16 protein-coding genes are annotated in these 16,151 nt (G+C 64.2%); 14 read left to right on the top strand and 2 right to left on the bottom strand.

What is annotated here, in order from left to right; genetic code table 11:
- Window positions 1–35 precede the first annotated feature (35 nt).
- Window positions 36–842, top strand: a complete 807-nt coding sequence (locus tag AS156_RS05330) for an SDR family NAD(P)-dependent oxidoreductase (RefSeq protein ID WP_066500947.1) — start codon at window positions 36–38, stop codon at window positions 840–842.
- Between the two features lie 17 nt (window positions 843–859).
- Here the strand turns inward: AS156_RS05330 and AS156_RS05325 are convergent, their stop codons facing one another.
- A complete protein-coding gene (locus tag AS156_RS05325) occupies window positions 860–2,404 on the bottom strand; it encodes a cation:proton antiporter (RefSeq protein WP_066501033.1) in 1,545 nt (514 codons plus the stop codon).
- Between the two features lie 212 nt (window positions 2,405–2,616).
- Between AS156_RS05325 and AS156_RS05320 the strand changes: the two genes are divergently transcribed.
- From AS156_RS05320 to AS156_RS05305, 4 genes are all read left to right on the top strand, one after another.
- Window positions 2,617–3,324: a lysozyme inhibitor LprI family protein gene (locus AS156_RS05320; RefSeq protein WP_245312558.1), complete on the top strand. Its 708-nt coding sequence runs from the start codon at window positions 2,617–2,619 to the stop codon at window positions 3,322–3,324.
- Between the two features lie 418 nt (window positions 3,325–3,742).
- The gene (locus AS156_RS05315; RefSeq protein ID WP_066500944.1) at window positions 3,743–5,653 is read left to right on the top strand and encodes a propionyl-CoA synthetase; all 1,911 of its coding nucleotides are present in this window, start codon (window positions 3,743–3,745) and stop codon (window positions 5,651–5,653) included.
- Between the two features lie 223 nt (window positions 5,654–5,876).
- The gene (locus tag AS156_RS05310; RefSeq protein ID WP_066500941.1) at window positions 5,877–6,149 is read left to right on the top strand and encodes a hypothetical protein; all 273 of its coding nucleotides are present in this window, start codon (window positions 5,877–5,879) and stop codon (window positions 6,147–6,149) included.
- Window positions 6,150–6,168: 19 nt separating this feature from the next.
- Complete coding sequence (locus AS156_RS05305) at window positions 6,169–6,375, top strand: DUF6494 family protein (protein ID WP_066501029.1); 207 nt, start codon at window positions 6,169–6,171, stop codon at window positions 6,373–6,375.
- Between the two features lie 113 nt (window positions 6,376–6,488).
- Here AS156_RS05305 and AS156_RS05300 read toward each other — a convergent pair whose 3' ends face one another.
- A complete protein-coding gene (locus AS156_RS05300) occupies window positions 6,489–7,193 on the bottom strand; it encodes a DUF1013 domain-containing protein (protein WP_066500939.1) in 705 nt (234 codons plus the stop codon).
- A gap of 216 nt (window positions 7,194–7,409) precedes the next feature.
- On the opposite strand from AS156_RS05300, the gene ispH reads away from it, so the two are divergent.
- From ispH to AS156_RS05260, 9 genes are all read left to right on the top strand, one after another.
- Window positions 7,410–8,384: a 4-hydroxy-3-methylbut-2-enyl diphosphate reductase gene (gene ispH / locus AS156_RS05295; RefSeq protein WP_066500934.1), complete on the top strand. Its 975-nt coding sequence runs from the start codon at window positions 7,410–7,412 to the stop codon at window positions 8,382–8,384.
- Between the two features lie 5 nt (window positions 8,385–8,389).
- Window positions 8,390–9,370 (top strand): homoserine kinase, encoded by a 981-nt coding sequence (locus AS156_RS05290; protein WP_066500933.1) that lies wholly within the window; start codon window positions 8,390–8,392, stop codon window positions 9,368–9,370.
- On the top strand, window positions 9,358–9,819 hold the full coding sequence (rnhA, locus tag AS156_RS05285) for a ribonuclease HI (protein WP_430641778.1): 462 nt from the start codon (window positions 9,358–9,360) through the stop codon (window positions 9,817–9,819). Before AS156_RS05290 ends, rnhA begins: the two co-directional genes overlap by 13 nt.
- Window positions 9,820–10,146: 327 nt before the next feature.
- Window positions 10,147–11,424, top strand: a complete 1,278-nt coding sequence (locus AS156_RS05280; protein WP_066500931.1) for a site-specific integrase — start codon at window positions 10,147–10,149, stop codon at window positions 11,422–11,424.
- A 183-nt stretch (window positions 11,425–11,607) separates the two neighbouring features.
- Complete coding sequence (locus tag AS156_RS05275) at window positions 11,608–11,823, top strand: hypothetical protein (protein WP_066501018.1); 216 nt, start codon at window positions 11,608–11,610, stop codon at window positions 11,821–11,823.
- A gap of 65 nt (window positions 11,824–11,888) precedes the next feature.
- Window positions 11,889–12,776, top strand: coding sequence for a toprim domain-containing protein (locus tag AS156_RS05270; RefSeq protein ID WP_066500929.1), 888 nt, complete (start codon window positions 11,889–11,891; stop codon window positions 12,774–12,776).
- The gene (locus tag AS156_RS05265) at window positions 12,773–14,062 is read left to right on the top strand and encodes an AAA family ATPase (RefSeq protein WP_066500928.1); all 1,290 of its coding nucleotides are present in this window, start codon (window positions 12,773–12,775) and stop codon (window positions 14,060–14,062) included. Before AS156_RS05270 ends, AS156_RS05265 begins: the two co-directional genes overlap by 4 nt.
- A gap of 156 nt (window positions 14,063–14,218) precedes the next feature.
- Entirely contained in the window at window positions 14,219–14,584 is a 366-nt protein-coding gene (locus AS156_RS41770) for a hypothetical protein (protein WP_136626026.1), read from the top strand.
- A gap of 217 nt (window positions 14,585–14,801) precedes the next feature.
- On the top strand, window positions 14,802–15,740 hold the full coding sequence (locus AS156_RS05260; RefSeq protein ID WP_136626025.1) for a hypothetical protein: 939 nt from the start codon (window positions 14,802–14,804) through the stop codon (window positions 15,738–15,740).
- Window positions 15,741–16,151 lie beyond the last annotated feature (411 nt).

Genomic DNA, 16,151 nt, shown 5'->3' with positions numbered 1-16,151 from the left:
TAATCCGGGAGCAAGAACAACGAGGGAGACAATCGATGGATCGGCTCAAGGGCAAGGTTGCGATGGTGGTCGGTGCGGGCTCGATCGGGCCCGGCTGGGGCAACGGCAAGGCGACCGCCGTGACCTTCGCGCGCGAGGGCGCCAGCGTGTTCTGCGTCGATCGCAACGGCGCGGCGGCCGAAGAGACGGCCAAGATCATCACCGGCGAAGGCGGCCAGGCGACCGCGCACACCGCCGACGTGTCGCGCGCCGCCGAGGTCGAGGCGATGGTCGCGGCCTGCCTGAAGGCCTACGGCCGCATCGACGTGCTCGACAACAATGTCGGCATCGCGGAGGTCGGCAGCGTGGTCGAGGTCGCGGAAGCCGAATGGGATCGCGTGTTCGCCGTTAATCTCAAGAGCGCCTATCTTTCGATGAAGCACGTCATCCCCGTAATGATCAAGCAGGGCGGCGGCTCGATCATCAACATCTCATCGATCGCCTCGATCCGCCATGTCGGCATTTCCTATGTCAGCTACAACGCCAGCAAGGCGGCGATGAACCAGATGACGCGCTCGACGGCGGTCGAATTCGCGCCGAAGCTTGTGCGCGTCAACGCGATCCTGCCCGGGCTGATGAAGACGCCGATGGTCGAGCATTCCGCTGGGCTGGCGCAGAGCTACGCCAAGGGCGACGTGGAGGCGATGTGGCGTGCCCGCGATGCGCAGGTGCCGATGGGACACATGGGCGAGGCCTGGGACGTCGCCAATGCGGCGCTGTTCCTCGCGTCAGACGAATCGAAGTACGTCACCGGCATCGAGCTCGTGGTCGATGGCGGCATCACCTCCAAGTCGGGGGCCTGAGACTCCGCGGCGACGGATCACGCTCCCGCGCTGAGCTCGGCGCGGTCGAGCTCTTCCTCGACCTGGTGGAAGGCATCGTCGCCGATCACTTCGATGTGCCGGAGTTGGAGCAGCGCCAGGCGGGCTGCGCGGATGGCGCGCCGGCGCAGCGGATCGGCCGGCAACTCGCTCGTTGCCACGCCGCCGTCGGGCTCGGTTTCGGCGCGCAGCAGCACGGCCCGGTATTCGAGCCGGAGGATCTCGGCTTCCTCGGACGGATCGCTCTCGATCGCGCCGAGCGCAGCGCGATAGGCCACGGCGCGAGCATACGCAGCCTCCCGCGCGACCGGATCGTCCTCGTCGAATTTGAGCAGCAGGATCAGGGGCCGCAGCGTCAGGCCCTGGATCACGAGCGAGCCCAGCACAACGGCAAAGGCCGTGACCAGGATGAGATCGCGATACGGGAAGCTTTCGGGCAGGGCAAAGGCGGCGGCCAGCGTGACGATGCCGCGCATTCCGCACCAGGATACGATGATGCCGCGTCTTATCGTCGGCACGGCCGGCACCACACGCGGCGGGAGCAGCCCGCGTGTCTTCAAGGCGCGCAGGAAGGCGCCATAAGGCATCACCCAGGCGATGCGGACGAGGATGACGACGGCAAGGATGGTGGCGGCAAACGTTGCATATTTGAACTGCACGTCGAAATCGAGCCCGGCCCTGATCGGGCGCAATTGCATGCCGATCAGCATGAACGCCAGCACGTTGAGCACGAACACGACGGTGTCCCACACCGCATAGGAAGACACGCGCAGCCGTGCCGGCGTCCGTGCGGGGGCGGTGCGGGCAATCGTGATCGCATAGGCGACGATTGTGAGGATGCCGGACAGTCCGATGCGCTCGGCCACGATCCACACCATGAAGGTGCCGCCGAACTGCGTGATGATCGCGCTCGGCGCCTCGGTGATGCGGCGCGTGATCAGCGTCCAGACCTGGGCGAACAGGTAGCCGGCGGCGAGGCTTCCCACCAGCGCCACTGCGACTGACGGTACGAACTCCCGCACCTTCATGTGTTCGGCGGCAACCAGGCCGACGGCGACGCGATAGATCAACAGCGAGCTCGCATCGTTGAGCAGGCTTTCGCCCTCTAGAATCTTCTGGATCCGGTAGGGTAGGCTGACCTGGCGCAGGATCGCGGTGGCTGCCGCGGCATCGGGTGGCGCCACGATGGCGCCGAGTGCGATCGCAACGGCCCAGGGCATGTCCGGAAGCATCCAACGTGCGGCCACCGCGACGGCGGCGGTCGTGATGCCGACCGCGGCGAGCACCAGCGTCGAGACCGGCAGCCAGTTGTTGCGGAGGTCGCGCAGCGAGGTGTCGTAGGCGGCATCGAGCAGCACCGGCGCAACGAACAGCGCTAGCGCCAGCTTCGGTTCGAGGATCCAAGACGGGCCCGACGGCAGCAGCGCCAGCAGTATGCCGCCGATCGCGAGGAAGGTCGGATAGGGCACCTTGAGCCGCCGCGCCAGCGCCGACAGCGCAACTGCGGCGAGCAGGAGGCCGATGATCCATTCGAATGTCAGCAAGATGACCCCCGTGCAGCCGATCGTCGCAATTGACGTATAATCCAGCGTGTGGTTTTGCCGCAAATTGCGTGCTGTCCGCGCGACGGCCCGCCCGGTTGGTTCAGGCGCAGGAGAGGGACGCCTTGTCGGCAAATTCGATGCGACGCAACTCTGGAAATCTGGCGCAGGCCGTCGCGTTGGCGCTGCTGTGCGCCTGCCTGTCGTGCCTGCTGATGGCCGGTGCCGCGCGCGCGACCGGCAGCGAGCCGGGCAAGGATGTTCAGATCGATCCGGGCCCCTGCGTGGCCGCAGCCGCTGGCGCAGACGACGACAAGACCATCGACGTCTGCGGCACGTTCATCGACAACGACAAGGCGGCGAAGCCCGAGCGCGTCAAGGCGCTGCTGGCGCGCGCCGCCGCCTACGACCGCAAGCAGATGATCGATCGCGCGATTGCAGACTATGACACCGTGCTGCGGCTCGATCCGGCGCAGGCCGACGCATACAATGCGCGCGGCGAGCTCTGGCGGCGGAAGGGCGACCGGCGCAAGGCGATCATGGATTTCGGTGCTGCGCTCAAGCTCAATCCCAGTCACGACGCGGCCAAGGCCAACTACAAATCGTTGTCGCTGGAGCTGGAACGGATGGGCGCCATGATGGCGGTCGCCGGCAAGCCGAGCTTCGATTGCCGCAAGGCGCGCCGCGCGGTCGAAAAGGCGATCTGCGCCAATCCCGAGCTCGCCGATCTCGATCGCGAGCTCAATGCATCGACCGTCCGGGTGGTCCGCGCGACGAAAGACCCGCGTCAGGCGCGCGAGCTGCAGCGCGACCAGGATCGGTTCATCGCTCGCCGCAACGCCCAGTTCGGCAAGCCCGACTACGACCTGCAGAAGGAGATGCGCGATCGGCTGCAGCGGTTGAATGGCACGAACGGAAATTGACGTGCGGCCCGCGGTCGTCGACGAGTCCGGGGTTTGAGGCTCGGTCCGGCTCCGCTTCCCATACGCTGATACCCGCCCGGCATTTGCCGCCGGCAGAGCAAAATAAGTCCGGAGAACTACCCCCATGGCGCCGGTGATGGCTTATCGCCGGCCTAAAGCATGACCCGGAAAAGTGTGAAGCGGTTTTCCCTCGCGACAAACGCGGAACGCGTTTGCGCGGAGATCATGCTTAAACAATAAGCTAAAGCGCGATGACGATTCAACCTGATTTCATCGCGCTTTAGTGCCAAGGTCGGAACGTTTTCGGCTTGAATTGTCGCGCCTTCCCATGACAATGGCCGTCAAAGAAAGCCAATTCTTCGTTGTTGGTGACGGTCGTGCGCCGTCGTGACGACGAAGAGAGGCCGGGAGAAACGCCATGAACATTCAAGATGCAAGCAAATATCACGAGGTCTACGCACGCTCGCTCGGGGATCCGGAAGGGTTTTGGGCCGAAGCGGCACGCGAGATCGACTGGACCGAGCCGGCGAAGAAGATCTTCGATCCCGCGATGGGCGCGTATGGGGGCTGGTTCACCGGCGCCGTGGTCAACACCTGCTACAACGCGCTCGATCGTCATGTCGCCGGCGGCCGCGCCGATCAGCTCGCGCTGATCCACGATTCTCCGCTCACCAACACGATCACGAAGTTCACCTATTCCGAGATGCTGAAGGAGGTCCAGGCGCTGGCCGCGGTCATGCAGGATTTCGGCGTGGCCAAGGGCGATCGCGTCATCCTCTATATGCCGATGGTGCCGGAAGCGGTGGTCGCGATGCTCGCCTGCGCGCGGATCGGCGCGGTGCACAGCGTGGTGTTCGGCGGTTTCGCGGCGAAGGAGCTCGCGAGCCGGATCGACGATGCCAAGCCGAAGCTGATCTTCTCGGCAAGCTGCGGGCTCGAGCCCGGGCGTATCGTGCAATACAAGCCGCTGCTCGACGAAGCGATCCGCCTCGCGAGCGCGAAGCCGGAGACCTGCATCATCCTGCAACGGCCGCAGCATGGCTGCGAACCTACGGCCGGCCGCGATCATGATTGGGCGAACTTGCGCCGTGCGGCCCTCGATGCCGGCAAGGCCGCGCCCTGCGTGCCGGTGCTCGCAACCGATCCGCTCTACATCCTCTACACCTCGGGCACGACGGGAATTCCGAAAGGCGTGGTGCGCGACAACGGCGGGCATCTCGTCGCGCTGAAATGGTCGATGTACAATCTCTACGGCGTGAAGCCGGGCGAGGTCTGGTGGTGCGGCTCTGACATCGGCTGGGTGGTCGGTCACAGCTACATCGTCTATGGCCCGCTGATCCACGGCGCGACCACCATCATGTATGAGGGCAAGCCGGTCGGCACGCCCGACGCCGGCGCGTTCTGGCGCCTGATTTCCGAGCACAAGGCGGTGGCGCTGTTCACCGCGCCGACTGCGTTCCGCGCCATCCGCAAGGAAGATCCCGACGGCAAGTTCATCCGGCAACATGACCTGTCGAAATTCCGCACGCTCTTCCTCGCCGGCGAGCGCGCCGACCCGCCGACGGTGGAGTGGGCGGAGCAGCAGCTCAAGGTGCCGGTGATCGATCACTGGTGGCAGACCGAGACCGGCTGGTGCATCGCCGGCAATCCGATGGGCTTAGGCGAGCTGCCTGTCAAGCACGGTTCGCCGACGGTGCCGATGCCGGGCTATCAGGTCGACGTGGTTGACGAGTCCGCAAAGCCGGTGCCCGCCGGCACCATGGGTTCGATCGTGATCAAGCTGCCGATGCCGCCCGGCTGCCTGCCGACGCTGTGGCAGCAGGACGAGCGCTTCAAGGACGCCTACCTCTCGGAGTTCCCCGGCTACTACAAGACGTCGGACGCCGGCTACAAGGATGAGGACGGCTATGTCTGGGTGATGGGCCGTACCGACGACATCATCAATGTCGCCGGTCACCGGCTCTCGACCGGCGGCATGGAAGAGATCCTCGCCTCGCATCCTGACGTCGCCGAATGCGCGGTGCTCGGCATCAAGGACGCGATCAAGGGCGAGGTGCCATGCGGTTTCCTGGTGCTGAAGGCCGGCGTGACAAAGAGCCCCGACGATGTCGAGAAGGAGGTCGTGGCACTGGTGCGCGAAAAGCTCGGCCCCGTCGCCGCATTCAAGCTCGCGATCACGGTGGCGCGGCTGCCGAAGACCCGCTCCGGCAAGATCCTCCGCGGCACCATCAAGAAGATCGCCGACGGCGAGGCCTGGACCATGCCGGCGACCATCGAGGATCCCAAGGTGCTCGATGAGATCGGCGAGGCGCTGAAGGGCAAGGCGTAGGGGTTTCCGTCATTCCGGGGCGATGCGCAGCATCGAACTATGGTGCGCACTTGCGCACCTGAGAATCCCGATCGATCAAAGCGCGGTTGCCAATGTTCGACAGCGTGGGGGACAAAGTCAGGGCGCCGAAACGCATCCAGAAGCAAAACCGCCTTGATTTTGATGGATTGCCGGGTCATTCCCGGCGTCACACGCCATGTCGCCACGAGATACGGACCTACGGATGCGATCGATTTCCGCACGCGCGCCCCTCGCATTGCTGCTCGCGCTGCCGCTGCTCGCAGGCTGCCTCGAGCGCGGCCGTTCGCCGGTCGCGGAGAGCATGGGCGATGACGATCAATATTGTCAGGCTAACGGCACGGTGAAGGTCGGCTCGCCCGAATATGTCGCCTGCCGCAAGGACCGCGACGTCCAGCGCCAGAACGCCGAAGCCCGCGCCGACCGCAAGCAGCGCGATCTCGGCGAGTACATGGTGAACCATCCGGACGTGCATTAGATGTCATGAGGAGGCGATGATGAACGAGGACGTTTTCAACGCCAGCCTTCGCGGTTTCCTCAAGAAGGTCGGCATTACCTCCCAGCGCGAAATCGAGAAGGCGGTGCGCGAGGCCGTCGCGAGCGGCCGGCTCAAAGGCAATGAGAAGCTTCCGGCGAAGGTTGTGCTGACTATCGGCAGCGTCGATCTCGTTCATGACATATCGGGCGAGATCGAACTCGGCTGATATAGGTCGCCGCAACTTCTCGTCGCGCTCCTGGCGCTGCTTGCGCGCAAACAAAAACGCGGCGGGTTGTCCCGCCGCGCTTTTGCGTTTCAGCGATCGATCGCGAGTTGCGCCTACTCTTCCTCGTCGTCGACCTTCTTGCCGCCGATCGTCTTGAGCTTGGCGAACACGGCGTCGACGTTGAGGTCGTCCTGCTGCTTCTCGGTCGGCTCGTAGTAATCGGGCTGATCCTTGCGCGTGGTCTCGGAAGCCGGCAGCAGCGTGGCGCCGCCGTAGACGGTGGTGGTCGGCTTCTCCTTCGCCGCGCGCTGCACCTCGAAATCGAGCTCGATCTGCGAGCACAGGCCGAGTGTCACCGGATCCATCGGCGTCAGGGTCGAGGCGTTCCAGTGGGTGCGGTCACGCACGCTTGCGATCGTGGTCTTGGTGGTGCCGACCAGCCGCATGATCTGGGCGTCCTTCAGCTCCGGGTGGTTGCGCACCAGCCAGAGGATCGCGCTCGGCCGCTCATGGCGACGCGACACCGGGGTATAGCGCGGGCCCTTCTTCTTGGCCGCGGTCGGCAGCACGACCTTGCTCTCCTGGAGCTTGAGGCGATACTCCGGATCTCTTTCGCCGCGTTCGATCTCCTCGCGGGTCAACTGGCCGTTGGAAATGGGGTCCATGCCCTTGATGCCCTGGGCGGCGTCGCCGTCGGCAATGGCGCGCACCTCCAGGGGGTGCATTTTGGTAAAATCGGCCACCTGATCGAAGGTCAAAGCGGTATTATCGACCAACCACACGGCAGTCGCCTTCGGCATCAGCGGTGCGTTGCTCATGGCAAATCTCCTTTGTGCTTCGCCCACCTCTGTCGAGGCGAAGCTGGTAGTCATCGGCGATGACGGGAATTATGGACCTATATAAGCCCTCAGTGGGGAATGGCGCAATGGGCAGTAAAATCGCCTTGACAGCGCCCGAAAGCGGTCCCAAGTCCTTAGCCGAACAGGCCGTTCCCCGCCCACTGGCGAGGGGTGATTCGGTCCCGAGATAGCCCCATGTCAGCGAAGAAACCCGACCTTCGAATCGTGCTTTGTTCCCCGCGTGGTTTCTGCGCCGGGGTGGTCCGTGCCATCGACACGGTGGAACGGGCGCTCACCATCTATGGTGCCCCGGTCTATGTCCGGCACGAGATCGTCCACAACAAATACGTCGTGGACAGCCTGAAGACCAAAGGCGCCATTTTCGTCGAGGAATTGGCCGAAATCCCCGACGATACCAACGCGCCGGTGGTGTTTTCGGCCCACGGGGTTCCCAAATCGGTTCCGGCCGAGGCCAAGTCCCGCAATTTCTTCTCGCTGGACGCAACCTGCCCGCTGGTGACCAAGGTCCACCGTGAGGCGGCGATCCATTTCAAGCGCGGCCGGGAAATCCTTCTGATCGGGCATTCGCATCACCCCGAGGTGGTCGGCACCCTGGGCCAGCTCCCGCCGGGGGCCGTGACGCTGATCGAGACCGCCGAGGACGCCAAGACCTTCACCCCGAAGGACCCGAACAACATGGCCTTCGTGACCCAGACCACGCTGTCGATCGACGACACCGCCGAGATCGTCGCGCTGCTCAAGGAGCGCTTCCCGAACGTCAACGGGCCGCACAAGGAAGACATCTGCTACGCCACCACCAACCGCCAACTCGCGGTCAAGAAGGTGGCCCCGGTGGTCGATGCCCTGATCGTGGTCGGCGCGCCGAACTCGTCGAACTCGCAGCGTCTGCGCGAGGTCGCCGAGCGCGAGGGCTGCCCGATTGCCGTGCTCGCCCAGCGCGCCAGCGATATCGACTGGAAGCGCTTCGAAGGCATCAAGAGCCTCGGCATCACCGCGGGCGCGTCCGCGCCGGAGGTGATCGTCGAGGAGATCATGGGTGCTTTCGCCGAACGCTACGAACTTCACGTGGAGACGGTCTCGGCTGCGGAGGAGAACGAGTTCTTCCCGCTGCCGCGTTCGCTGCGGCCTGACGCTGCCGTCGCGGAATAAACCATATGGCGGTCTACACCGACGTCGCCGCCGAAGACCTCGCGGAATTCCTCAAAAGCTACGACATCGGCGAACTGCTCTCCTACAAGGGCATCGCCGAGGGCGTCGAGAATTCGAACTTCCTGCTGCACACGAGCCAGGGCGCCTACATCCTCACGCTCTACGAAAAGCGCGTGGCGGAGGGCGACCTGCCGTATTTCCTGTCGCTGATGGCGCATCTCGCCGAGCGCGGCGTCTCGTGCCCGCAGCCGGCGCGCAATCGCAAAGGCGAGGTCTATAGCCGGCTCGCCGGCCGGCCGGCGGCGATCATCAACTTTCTCGAAGGCGTGTGGCCGCGGCGGCCGAACGTGGCGCATTGCGCCGGCGTCGGCGAGGCGCTCGCCAAGATGCATCTTGCAGGTCGCGACTTTCGGCTGGTGCGGCAGAATCCGCTGTCGGTCTCCGGCTGGCGGCCGCTGTTCGATCTTGCCGCCGCGCGGGTGGACAGCGTGCAGCCGGGCTTGCACGACTTCATCGCGTGGGAGCTCGATTATCTCGAAGCGAACTGGCCGGCCGACCTGCCGCTCGGCGTCATCCACGCCGACCTCTTTCCCGACAACGTCTTCTTCCTGGGCGACAAGCTGTCGGGGCTGATCGACTTCCCGTTCGCCTGCAACGACATCCTGGCCTACGACGTCGCGATCTGCCTGAACGCCTGGTGTTTCGAGCCGGATCATTCCTTCAACGTGACCAAGGCGCGCGCGCTGCTCAATGCCTACCGTCGCGAACGGCCGCTGTCGGCGGCCGAGGAGGCCGCGATGCCGCTGCTCGCGCGGGGGGCTGCAATGCGCTTCCTGCTCACGCGTCTGGTCGACTTTCTGAATGTGCCCGAAGGCGCGCTGGTGCAGCCGAAGGACCCGCTGGAATATGTCCGCAAGCTGCGCTTCCAGCAGAATGTCGCTGGTCTCAACGACTACGGCATCACGCCCACGGGATGCGCCGCGTGAGCGACAAGCCGCATGTCACTGTTTTCACCGATGGTGCCTGCTCCGGAAATCCCGGACCGGGCGGCTGGGGCGCGATCCTGAGATTCGGCGATAACGAGAAAGAGTTGAAGGGCGGCGAAGCGCACACCACCAACAACCGCATGGAGCTGATGGCGGCGATCTCGGCGCTCGAAGCCTTGAAGAAGCCTTGCGTGGTCGACCTCACCACCGACAGCCAATATGTCCGCCAGGGCATCACCGGCTGGATCCATGGCTGGAAGCGCAACGGCTGGCGCACCGCCGACAAGAAGCCGGTCAAGAATGTCGAGCTGTGGCAGCGGCTCGACGCCGCGCTCAAGCCGCACGAGGTGCGCTGGCACTGGATCAAGGGCCACGCCGGCCACGCCGAGAACGAACGCGCCGATCAGCTCGCCCGCGAAGGCGTGGCGATGGCGCGGTTGAAGGGGTAGGGGCAGGCGGGCGCCTCATCCTACGAATCTGGAATTTCGACGATCTTGCTCTCTCCCCCTGTGGGAGAGGGTGGACGCGATGCGGAGCATCGCGGACGGGTGAAGGGTCTGTCTTCGAATAGAGACCCCTCATCCGGCGCGGATTGCATCCGCGCCACCTTCTCCCACAAGGGGAAAGTTTTGCAACTCCATGCATCTCGATGCATCAACTAGTCCCCATCTAAGTCCATGTAAACGCGAGTAAATATTGCATCACCCTGTAACTCGGCGCACACTTCTGTATCCCGCTCTTCCTGACACTTTCCGGATACTAGAAGCCGCCCGCCCATGCCGAAGCCCCGCAATTCATCGCTCGAAACGCCCACCGCCCGCCTCAAATTGCCGATCCAGAAGCGCCCGCACTGGCAACGATTAGGTCCTGGCCTGTCGCTCGGCTATCGGCGCAACGACGGCACCGGCACATGGTCGATCCGCGCGAGCGACGGCCACGGCGGCGAGTGGCTGAAAAAATTCGGCACTGCTGACGACTACGAGAAGGCCGACGGCAAGATCATCCTCGACTACTCGCAAGCGATCACCGCAGCCCGCAAGCTGGTGCGCGGCGGTGGCGACGATGATGCCGCAGAGGAGCAAGGCAATAAGCCGTTGACCCTCGACGTGGCGCTGACGCGCTACGAGGACGACCTGAAAGCGCGTGGCGCCAATGGCTACAACGGGCGCTGGCCGCGCAAGCATCTGACCGCCGCACTGCTGTCCAAGCCGGTGCCGCTGCTCGACGCGCAGGAACTGCGCAAATGGCGCGATGGCCTGCTGGCGAAGATGGTCCCGGCCAGCGTCAACCGCCATTGCAAGAACATCATCGCCGCGCTCAACCTCGCGGCCTCGCAGGATCAGCGCATTAAAAACAAGCACGCATGGCAGACCGGCTTGCAGATGCTGCCGGACGCCAGCGAGCCGAACAATGTCATCCTTGCCGATGATCTGGTCAGCAAGTTTGTCGCGACCGCCTATGACCGCGACGAGAACCTCGGCCTGTTCGTCGATACGCTGGCCGTGACGGGCACGCGCCCGTCGCAGGCCGCGCGGCTCACTATCCGGGACCTGATCGCTCACAAGACCGAGCCGAAGCTGATGATGGTCAAATCCGGCAAAGGCGGCGGGCGTAACCGCATCCGCAAGAAAGTCGAACGATACTCGGTGCCGGTCACGCCCGCATTGGCCGCGAAGCTGTCGCGGGCGGCCGTCGGCCGCTCGCCGAACGCGCCGCTGCTGGTGCAGAGCGACGGCCAACCTTGGGGGCGCGATGGTGGAAAGGACGCCAGCAGCGATTATCGCGATGATATCCGCGAGGTCGTCAAGGCCATCGGCCTCGATCCTCTTGAGGTGACCGTCTACGCGTTGAGGCACAGCAGCATCGTGCGGCAACTGCTGAAAAACGTTCCTGTCCGCGTCGTCGCCGCGACGCATAACACGTCGGTCGCCGAGATCGAGCGGACTTACAGCAAATATATCACCGAGCACAGCGATGCGGTCTCGCGCCGGGCGCTACTGCATCACGATGCGGCCCCGCCTTCCGACAATGTCATCGCCATCGGAGCCCAGTAGGTCCGCGCCGAAAATATTTCATTCTTCGCATCTATTCGTTCCTAGCCGCCAGCGTTTGCCGTCATCCACGGTGATACGCCGTTGTGTTCTTCAGTTTTGAACGCGCGTGCGGTTTACGTTGACAGCCTGAGCAAGCGTGCGAAAATTCCCTTCCTGCTTCGCATTGCATGGAGGATCATAGCTATGCCCGCCAGCGAAAAGGCGCCCGCACCGGCGACGCCTCTAGCGGCCTACACAATCCCGAAGTTCTGTGAAGCGCACGACATCTCAGAGCGCTTTTACTTCAAGATGCGCGATGCTGGCTTGGGCCCGCGAGAGATGCGCATCGGCCGAGCCGTCCGGATTTCTTTGAAGGCGGCCGCCGATTGGGCCGAGGCACGCGAGAAGGCAAATTCCTAACGACAAGAAAACGGCCCGGCTTGCGCCGGGCCGAAACAGTTTCAACAATAGTCCGAGGGCAAAATATGCCCGACCAGTTTGCGTCGCAAGTCGAAACAGTTCTCGCCATGCTGGCGCGCGTTGGCGCTCATCCCGGCCAGTTCTTCGGCTCGCGAGTGTTCCGCTGCCCGTGTTGCAGCGATCAGCGCAAGAAGAAGTCCGAGAAGTGTCTTTCGGTGAAGTCCGACGCCGACGGCTTTGTTTTCTACTGCCATCATTGCGAGTGGCACGGCGGCAGTCGTGGCGCCGCCGAGCGCACCAGCGCGCCGCGCCCTTCGTCCACCGACGATAGCGATCAGCACGCAATGCAGGAGTGGGCTTTCGCCATTTGGCAAAAGAGTGATGACCCGCGCGGCACGATGATCGATCGGCGTTATTTTCCGTCCCGGCGAAGCCACCTGATCCTGCCCGCTGAGATTTGCGGCACGGTCGTTCGCTTCCATCCGGCGCTGTCCCTCGTCGGCCAGCGCGCTCCCGGCATGGTGACGTTGCTGCGCAATATCCACACGGATCAGCCGCAGGCCATCGAGCGGACGTTCCTGGCCGGGGATGGGAGCAAGATCACGCGCAAGAAGCTCGGCCCCGCCGCTGGCGCGGCGATCAAGATCAGCGCCGACGAGGACGTCACCACCGGCCTTATCATCGGCGAGGGCTTCGAGACGTGCCTTGCCGCATACATCCGAGGGCTTCGGCCTGTTTGGGCCGCCGGTAGCAAGGGCGGCATTCGTGCATTTCCAGTGCTGCCCAGCATCGAGAGCCTCACGATCCTTGGCGAGCGGAACGACGACGGCGCCAACGCCGAGGCGGCGCAGGATTGCGCTGACCGATGGATCGATGCCGGGCGCGAGGTGATCCTCGCCGACCCGCTGACTGGCGACGATTTCGACGACGCGATGCGCGAGGTCGCGCCATGAAAGGGCCGGAAGAACACCTCGCGGCCAAGGTCCAATTCACCCGCTTTAAGCACTCCAAGGCTGGTGCGAATGGCGGCGGCGATCCCACGAAAGTGCAAAACCGCGAGCCGCCGGTCCCGTGGTGGCGCGATCCGGCGACCATTCCGAAACGGCAGAGCTTGTACGAGGGGCACTACATTCGCGGTACCATCGGCGCCACGATCGGTGCGGGCGGTCGCGCCAAAACCACGCGCGCGGTCTACGAGGCCGTGAGCATGGCGGTCGGCTTCGACCTCGCAACCAAGCAGGCCCTCCCGGCGGGAAAGCTGCGGGTTTGGTTCTGCAATGGTGAAGAAGATCAGGACGAACTCGATCGGCGCCTCGCCGCGACTTGCCAGCATTACCAGATCGCGCAAGCGGACTTAGGCGGTCGTCTCTATGTCCAGTCTGTCCGCAATAGCCCGCTGCGGATCGCCAAGCTGATCCTTGGCATGCCGGTGATCGATCACGGCGTCGTCAAATACATGGAGAACTTCATCCGCCAGAACAGCATCGACGTGTTCATGGTTGATCCGCTGATCTCGTTCCACAGCGTCGGCGAGAGCTTCAATGAGCACATGGACATGGTGATCAAGGAGGGCTTCGGCTCGATTGCCGGTCGGACCAACTCGGCGGGCGAGCTGTTTCATCATCCCGGGAAGCCAAAGCCTGGCCAGTCCGAAACCACCGTTGAGGACATGCGCGGCGCATCCTCAGTGCTCTGGGCGGTACGGTCCGCCCGGGTGCTCAACTTCATGACGCCAGACGAGGCCGCGAAGCTCGGGATATCCGGGGACGAGCGCCGCCTGCACATCCGGATCAGCAACGGCAAGGCCAATATGGGACCGCTCGGCAAGGCGACTTGGATGCGGCTCGTGGTTGAAGATCTGCTCAACGGCGACCTTGTCGCGTGCGCCAGTCCGTGGGCCCCGCCGGACCCCTTCAAATACGTCACCACCGCCGACATGGAACTGGCGCGGACACTGGCGCGGACTGGCGCATATCGCGCCGATCGGCGCTCGCCGAACTGGTTCGGCTATGCGCTTGCAAAGCAACTCGGATTGAAGGTCACGCACGACGGGGACACGGACGCTAAAGACCTCGTGTCGCTCCAAGCGATCATCAAGAAATGGCTGGAAAATAAGGTACTGGAGGTCGAGCAGCGCAAGGACGAAGACCGCAAGGACCGCAGCTTCATTATCCCTGGCCGCTTCAAAAGGCCCGATCCGTCCGCAGGACCGGCGAGCGACGATCCCGATGACGAATAGCCGTCCGTTTCGCAACTGGCGCCGAACTGGCGCACGACTGGCGCACCCGATGGCCGTAAAGAGCCGCTGCCTGCGCCAGTGCGCCAGTTGCGCCAGTCCCTTTATTAAAAGGGACTGGCACTGGCGCGACTGGCGCAAAGCGGCCCCGAGGAAATCATGACCGCGCCGGTCCGGATTAATCTCAACTCGCTCTCGCTGGACGATGTCGCCGCCCTGCGCGAGGCGTTGCGGACCAGACCGGGCCAGCGGTCGCTGGAAACGCGAGCCGGGCACGAGCGACGACATAGTCTGATCCGCGAATTTGCAGGTCGGTTCTGTCCCGGCCTGAGCCGTAACGCGCAGGCGGAACGCATCGAGCGGGAAATGAGCCGCTACGAGAGCAGCAGTTGGCAAACAGCACGGTCTCAAGCCGTATGTCCACATCGCGATGCGCGTCGCCAACTGCTCTGGGCGATTTTCAAGGCGTACCCCCGTGCACTAAAAGCCCGTCAGATCACTACAATCCTTTCGCGCAATGTTTGAGTGAAGTTTGCAACGAGCTACCCGATTTCATTGCAAGCGGGATGTGCTTTCATCGCTTCCGCGATCAAGCGAGGGCATCATGGCGCGCATCAATCAGTTTCAGAATTACGGCTTAGGCACCGATCGGCCTGCGATCCGGAATGAAATGGAGACGCCCGTGGGGGCCGCTCCGGTGACGGGTCCGTTGCCCGGAATGCTGATCGCGAATATCGGCGACGTGATCGATGCGCTGCCGCCGTCCGCCGCAGAGCGTTTGCGTGAACTGCGCCAGCAGCGCGACGACGCTGCGCTTTTGGCCCGATCCGACCATGAGGAATGGCAAAGCCTGCATCTCGACATCCAGCGCCACCGGGACCGGCTCCGCGAATTGCAGATGCCGCGCGGGCAAGGCGGCCCCGACCTGCCCGATGATGACGTTCGCGTGCTCCACGAGCAGCGGCGTCTGGACCAGAAGACCGCCGAGCTTGTGCGCCGGACGCAGCGGCGTGACTTGAACGGCTCCCGCTGGAATAATCTCAGCGCGGTGGTCACTAATTGTGAGACCTGCATCCGGACGAAGCCGAACGGCGCCGCGATCGTCATGCGTCCGGCCATCGAGCCGAACTTGAAGAAGGGCGAGACGGTCATCGACGCACTCGAACGCCTTCGGCGTCGCGCGCGCGAGTTGCAGGCCGATCTGGCACGGGTCCGCGCGGCGCCCTGGCCGAGCGGCCTCGCGAAAGAGCGGATGCGGAAGCAGATCGATCAACTGGCAGAGGCCGGGCGCCCGATCGCGCATCATGCCATCGATCATGGCGAGGACATCGCGTTCGCGACCACGACGTATCAGGTGCCGATCGCCAATGTTGATCCGAGCGCGATCGGCTTCGCCGAGGTGCGGGATGCGTTGGCGCTGGTGGCGTGGCTGCACCGGGATACGCTGACCGCGGCTCTGGATCGCGAGATCGATGAGGTCGCGGACGATAAGGCGGCGCTGACCCGAGAGCAGCGGCAGAAGGCCGAGGCGCAAATCCTCGCTGACGTGCTGGCTACCGAGCGCGAGGAATGCGCGCTGATCGAGGCCGCGCAGGACGACGGCATCACGATCGACTACCGGGTCGATTGCGATCCGCGCGCGGTCCTCGGGATCGCGTGGGTCAGCGCGACCGGCCAATAGTTCGCGAGATGCGCCGCTCCGTTTCGATCGAGCATGGCGGCGGCGCGTGAGAGCGGCGGCGGGTGACGTGCCATCCGCCGCCGCCCATCCTGTGGTTTCCCGGGCCGCAGACCCTGATTACCGCGAATTACGCAAGCCGCCCGGACCTTAGCACTCCGATCCGATAAACGCGCCGGGGGGCTTCCTACAGTCGGGGCCGTTGAAGGTCCGCCTCGCTTAGCGACAGATCGGCAAGCCGCGATATCCTCACGCCAGAGCCTGCGGCGAGGCCAGTCGTCCGTCGCTCGCGCTCGTCGCTGTAGGCTGCCCTCAGCATGACGAGAAATCGGGCGCGGTCCGGCCGCGAAAGCGACTTCCATAAGCGCCATGTCCGTTCGAGATCGCTCACCGACCTATCCCTCAGAATTCGCG

The sequence above is a fragment of the Bradyrhizobium macuxiense genome (assembly GCF_001542415.1).
In the GTDB taxonomy this organism is placed as follows: domain Bacteria; phylum Pseudomonadota; class Alphaproteobacteria; order Rhizobiales; family Xanthobacteraceae; genus Bradyrhizobium; species Bradyrhizobium macuxiense.
The sequence above is the reverse complement of the archived record's forward strand: the minus strand, read 5'-3'. Positions and strand labels throughout refer to the sequence as shown.

Excerpts from the sequence above, each read along its gene's own strand:
- rnhA (WP_430641778.1), top strand. The coding sequence starts at position 9,358 with ATGCGCCGCGTGAGCGACAAGCCGCATGTCACTGTTTTCACCGATGGT.
- AS156_RS05290 (WP_066500933.1), top strand. The coding sequence starts at position 8,390 with ATGGCGGTCTACACCGACGTCGCCGCCGAAGACCTCGCGGAATTCCTC.
- AS156_RS05265 (WP_066500928.1), top strand. The coding sequence starts at position 12,773 with ATGAAAGGGCCGGAAGAACACCTCGCGGCCAAGGTCCAATTCACCCGC.
- AS156_RS05310 (WP_066500941.1), top strand. The coding sequence starts at position 5,877 with ATGCGATCGATTTCCGCACGCGCGCCCCTCGCATTGCTGCTCGCGCTG.
- AS156_RS05300 (WP_066500939.1), bottom strand. The coding sequence starts at position 7,193 with ATGAGCAACGCACCGCTGATGCCGAAGGCGACTGCCGTGTGGTTGGTC.
- AS156_RS05320 (WP_245312558.1), top strand. The coding sequence starts at position 2,617 with ATGGCCGGTGCCGCGCGCGCGACCGGCAGCGAGCCGGGCAAGGATGTT.
- AS156_RS05275 (WP_066501018.1), top strand. The coding sequence starts at position 11,608 with ATGCCCGCCAGCGAAAAGGCGCCCGCACCGGCGACGCCTCTAGCGGCC.
- AS156_RS05315 (WP_066500944.1), top strand. The coding sequence starts at position 3,743 with ATGAACATTCAAGATGCAAGCAAATATCACGAGGTCTACGCACGCTCG.
- ispH (WP_066500934.1), top strand. The coding sequence starts at position 7,410 with ATGTCAGCGAAGAAACCCGACCTTCGAATCGTGCTTTGTTCCCCGCGT.
- AS156_RS41770 (WP_136626026.1), top strand. The coding sequence starts at position 14,219 with ATGACCGCGCCGGTCCGGATTAATCTCAACTCGCTCTCGCTGGACGAT.
- AS156_RS05305 (WP_066501029.1), top strand. The coding sequence starts at position 6,169 with ATGAACGAGGACGTTTTCAACGCCAGCCTTCGCGGTTTCCTCAAGAAG.
- AS156_RS05330 (WP_066500947.1), top strand. The coding sequence starts at position 36 with ATGGATCGGCTCAAGGGCAAGGTTGCGATGGTGGTCGGTGCGGGCTCG.
- AS156_RS05280 (WP_066500931.1), top strand. The coding sequence starts at position 10,147 with ATGCCGAAGCCCCGCAATTCATCGCTCGAAACGCCCACCGCCCGCCTC.
- AS156_RS05270 (WP_066500929.1), top strand. The coding sequence starts at position 11,889 with ATGCCCGACCAGTTTGCGTCGCAAGTCGAAACAGTTCTCGCCATGCTG.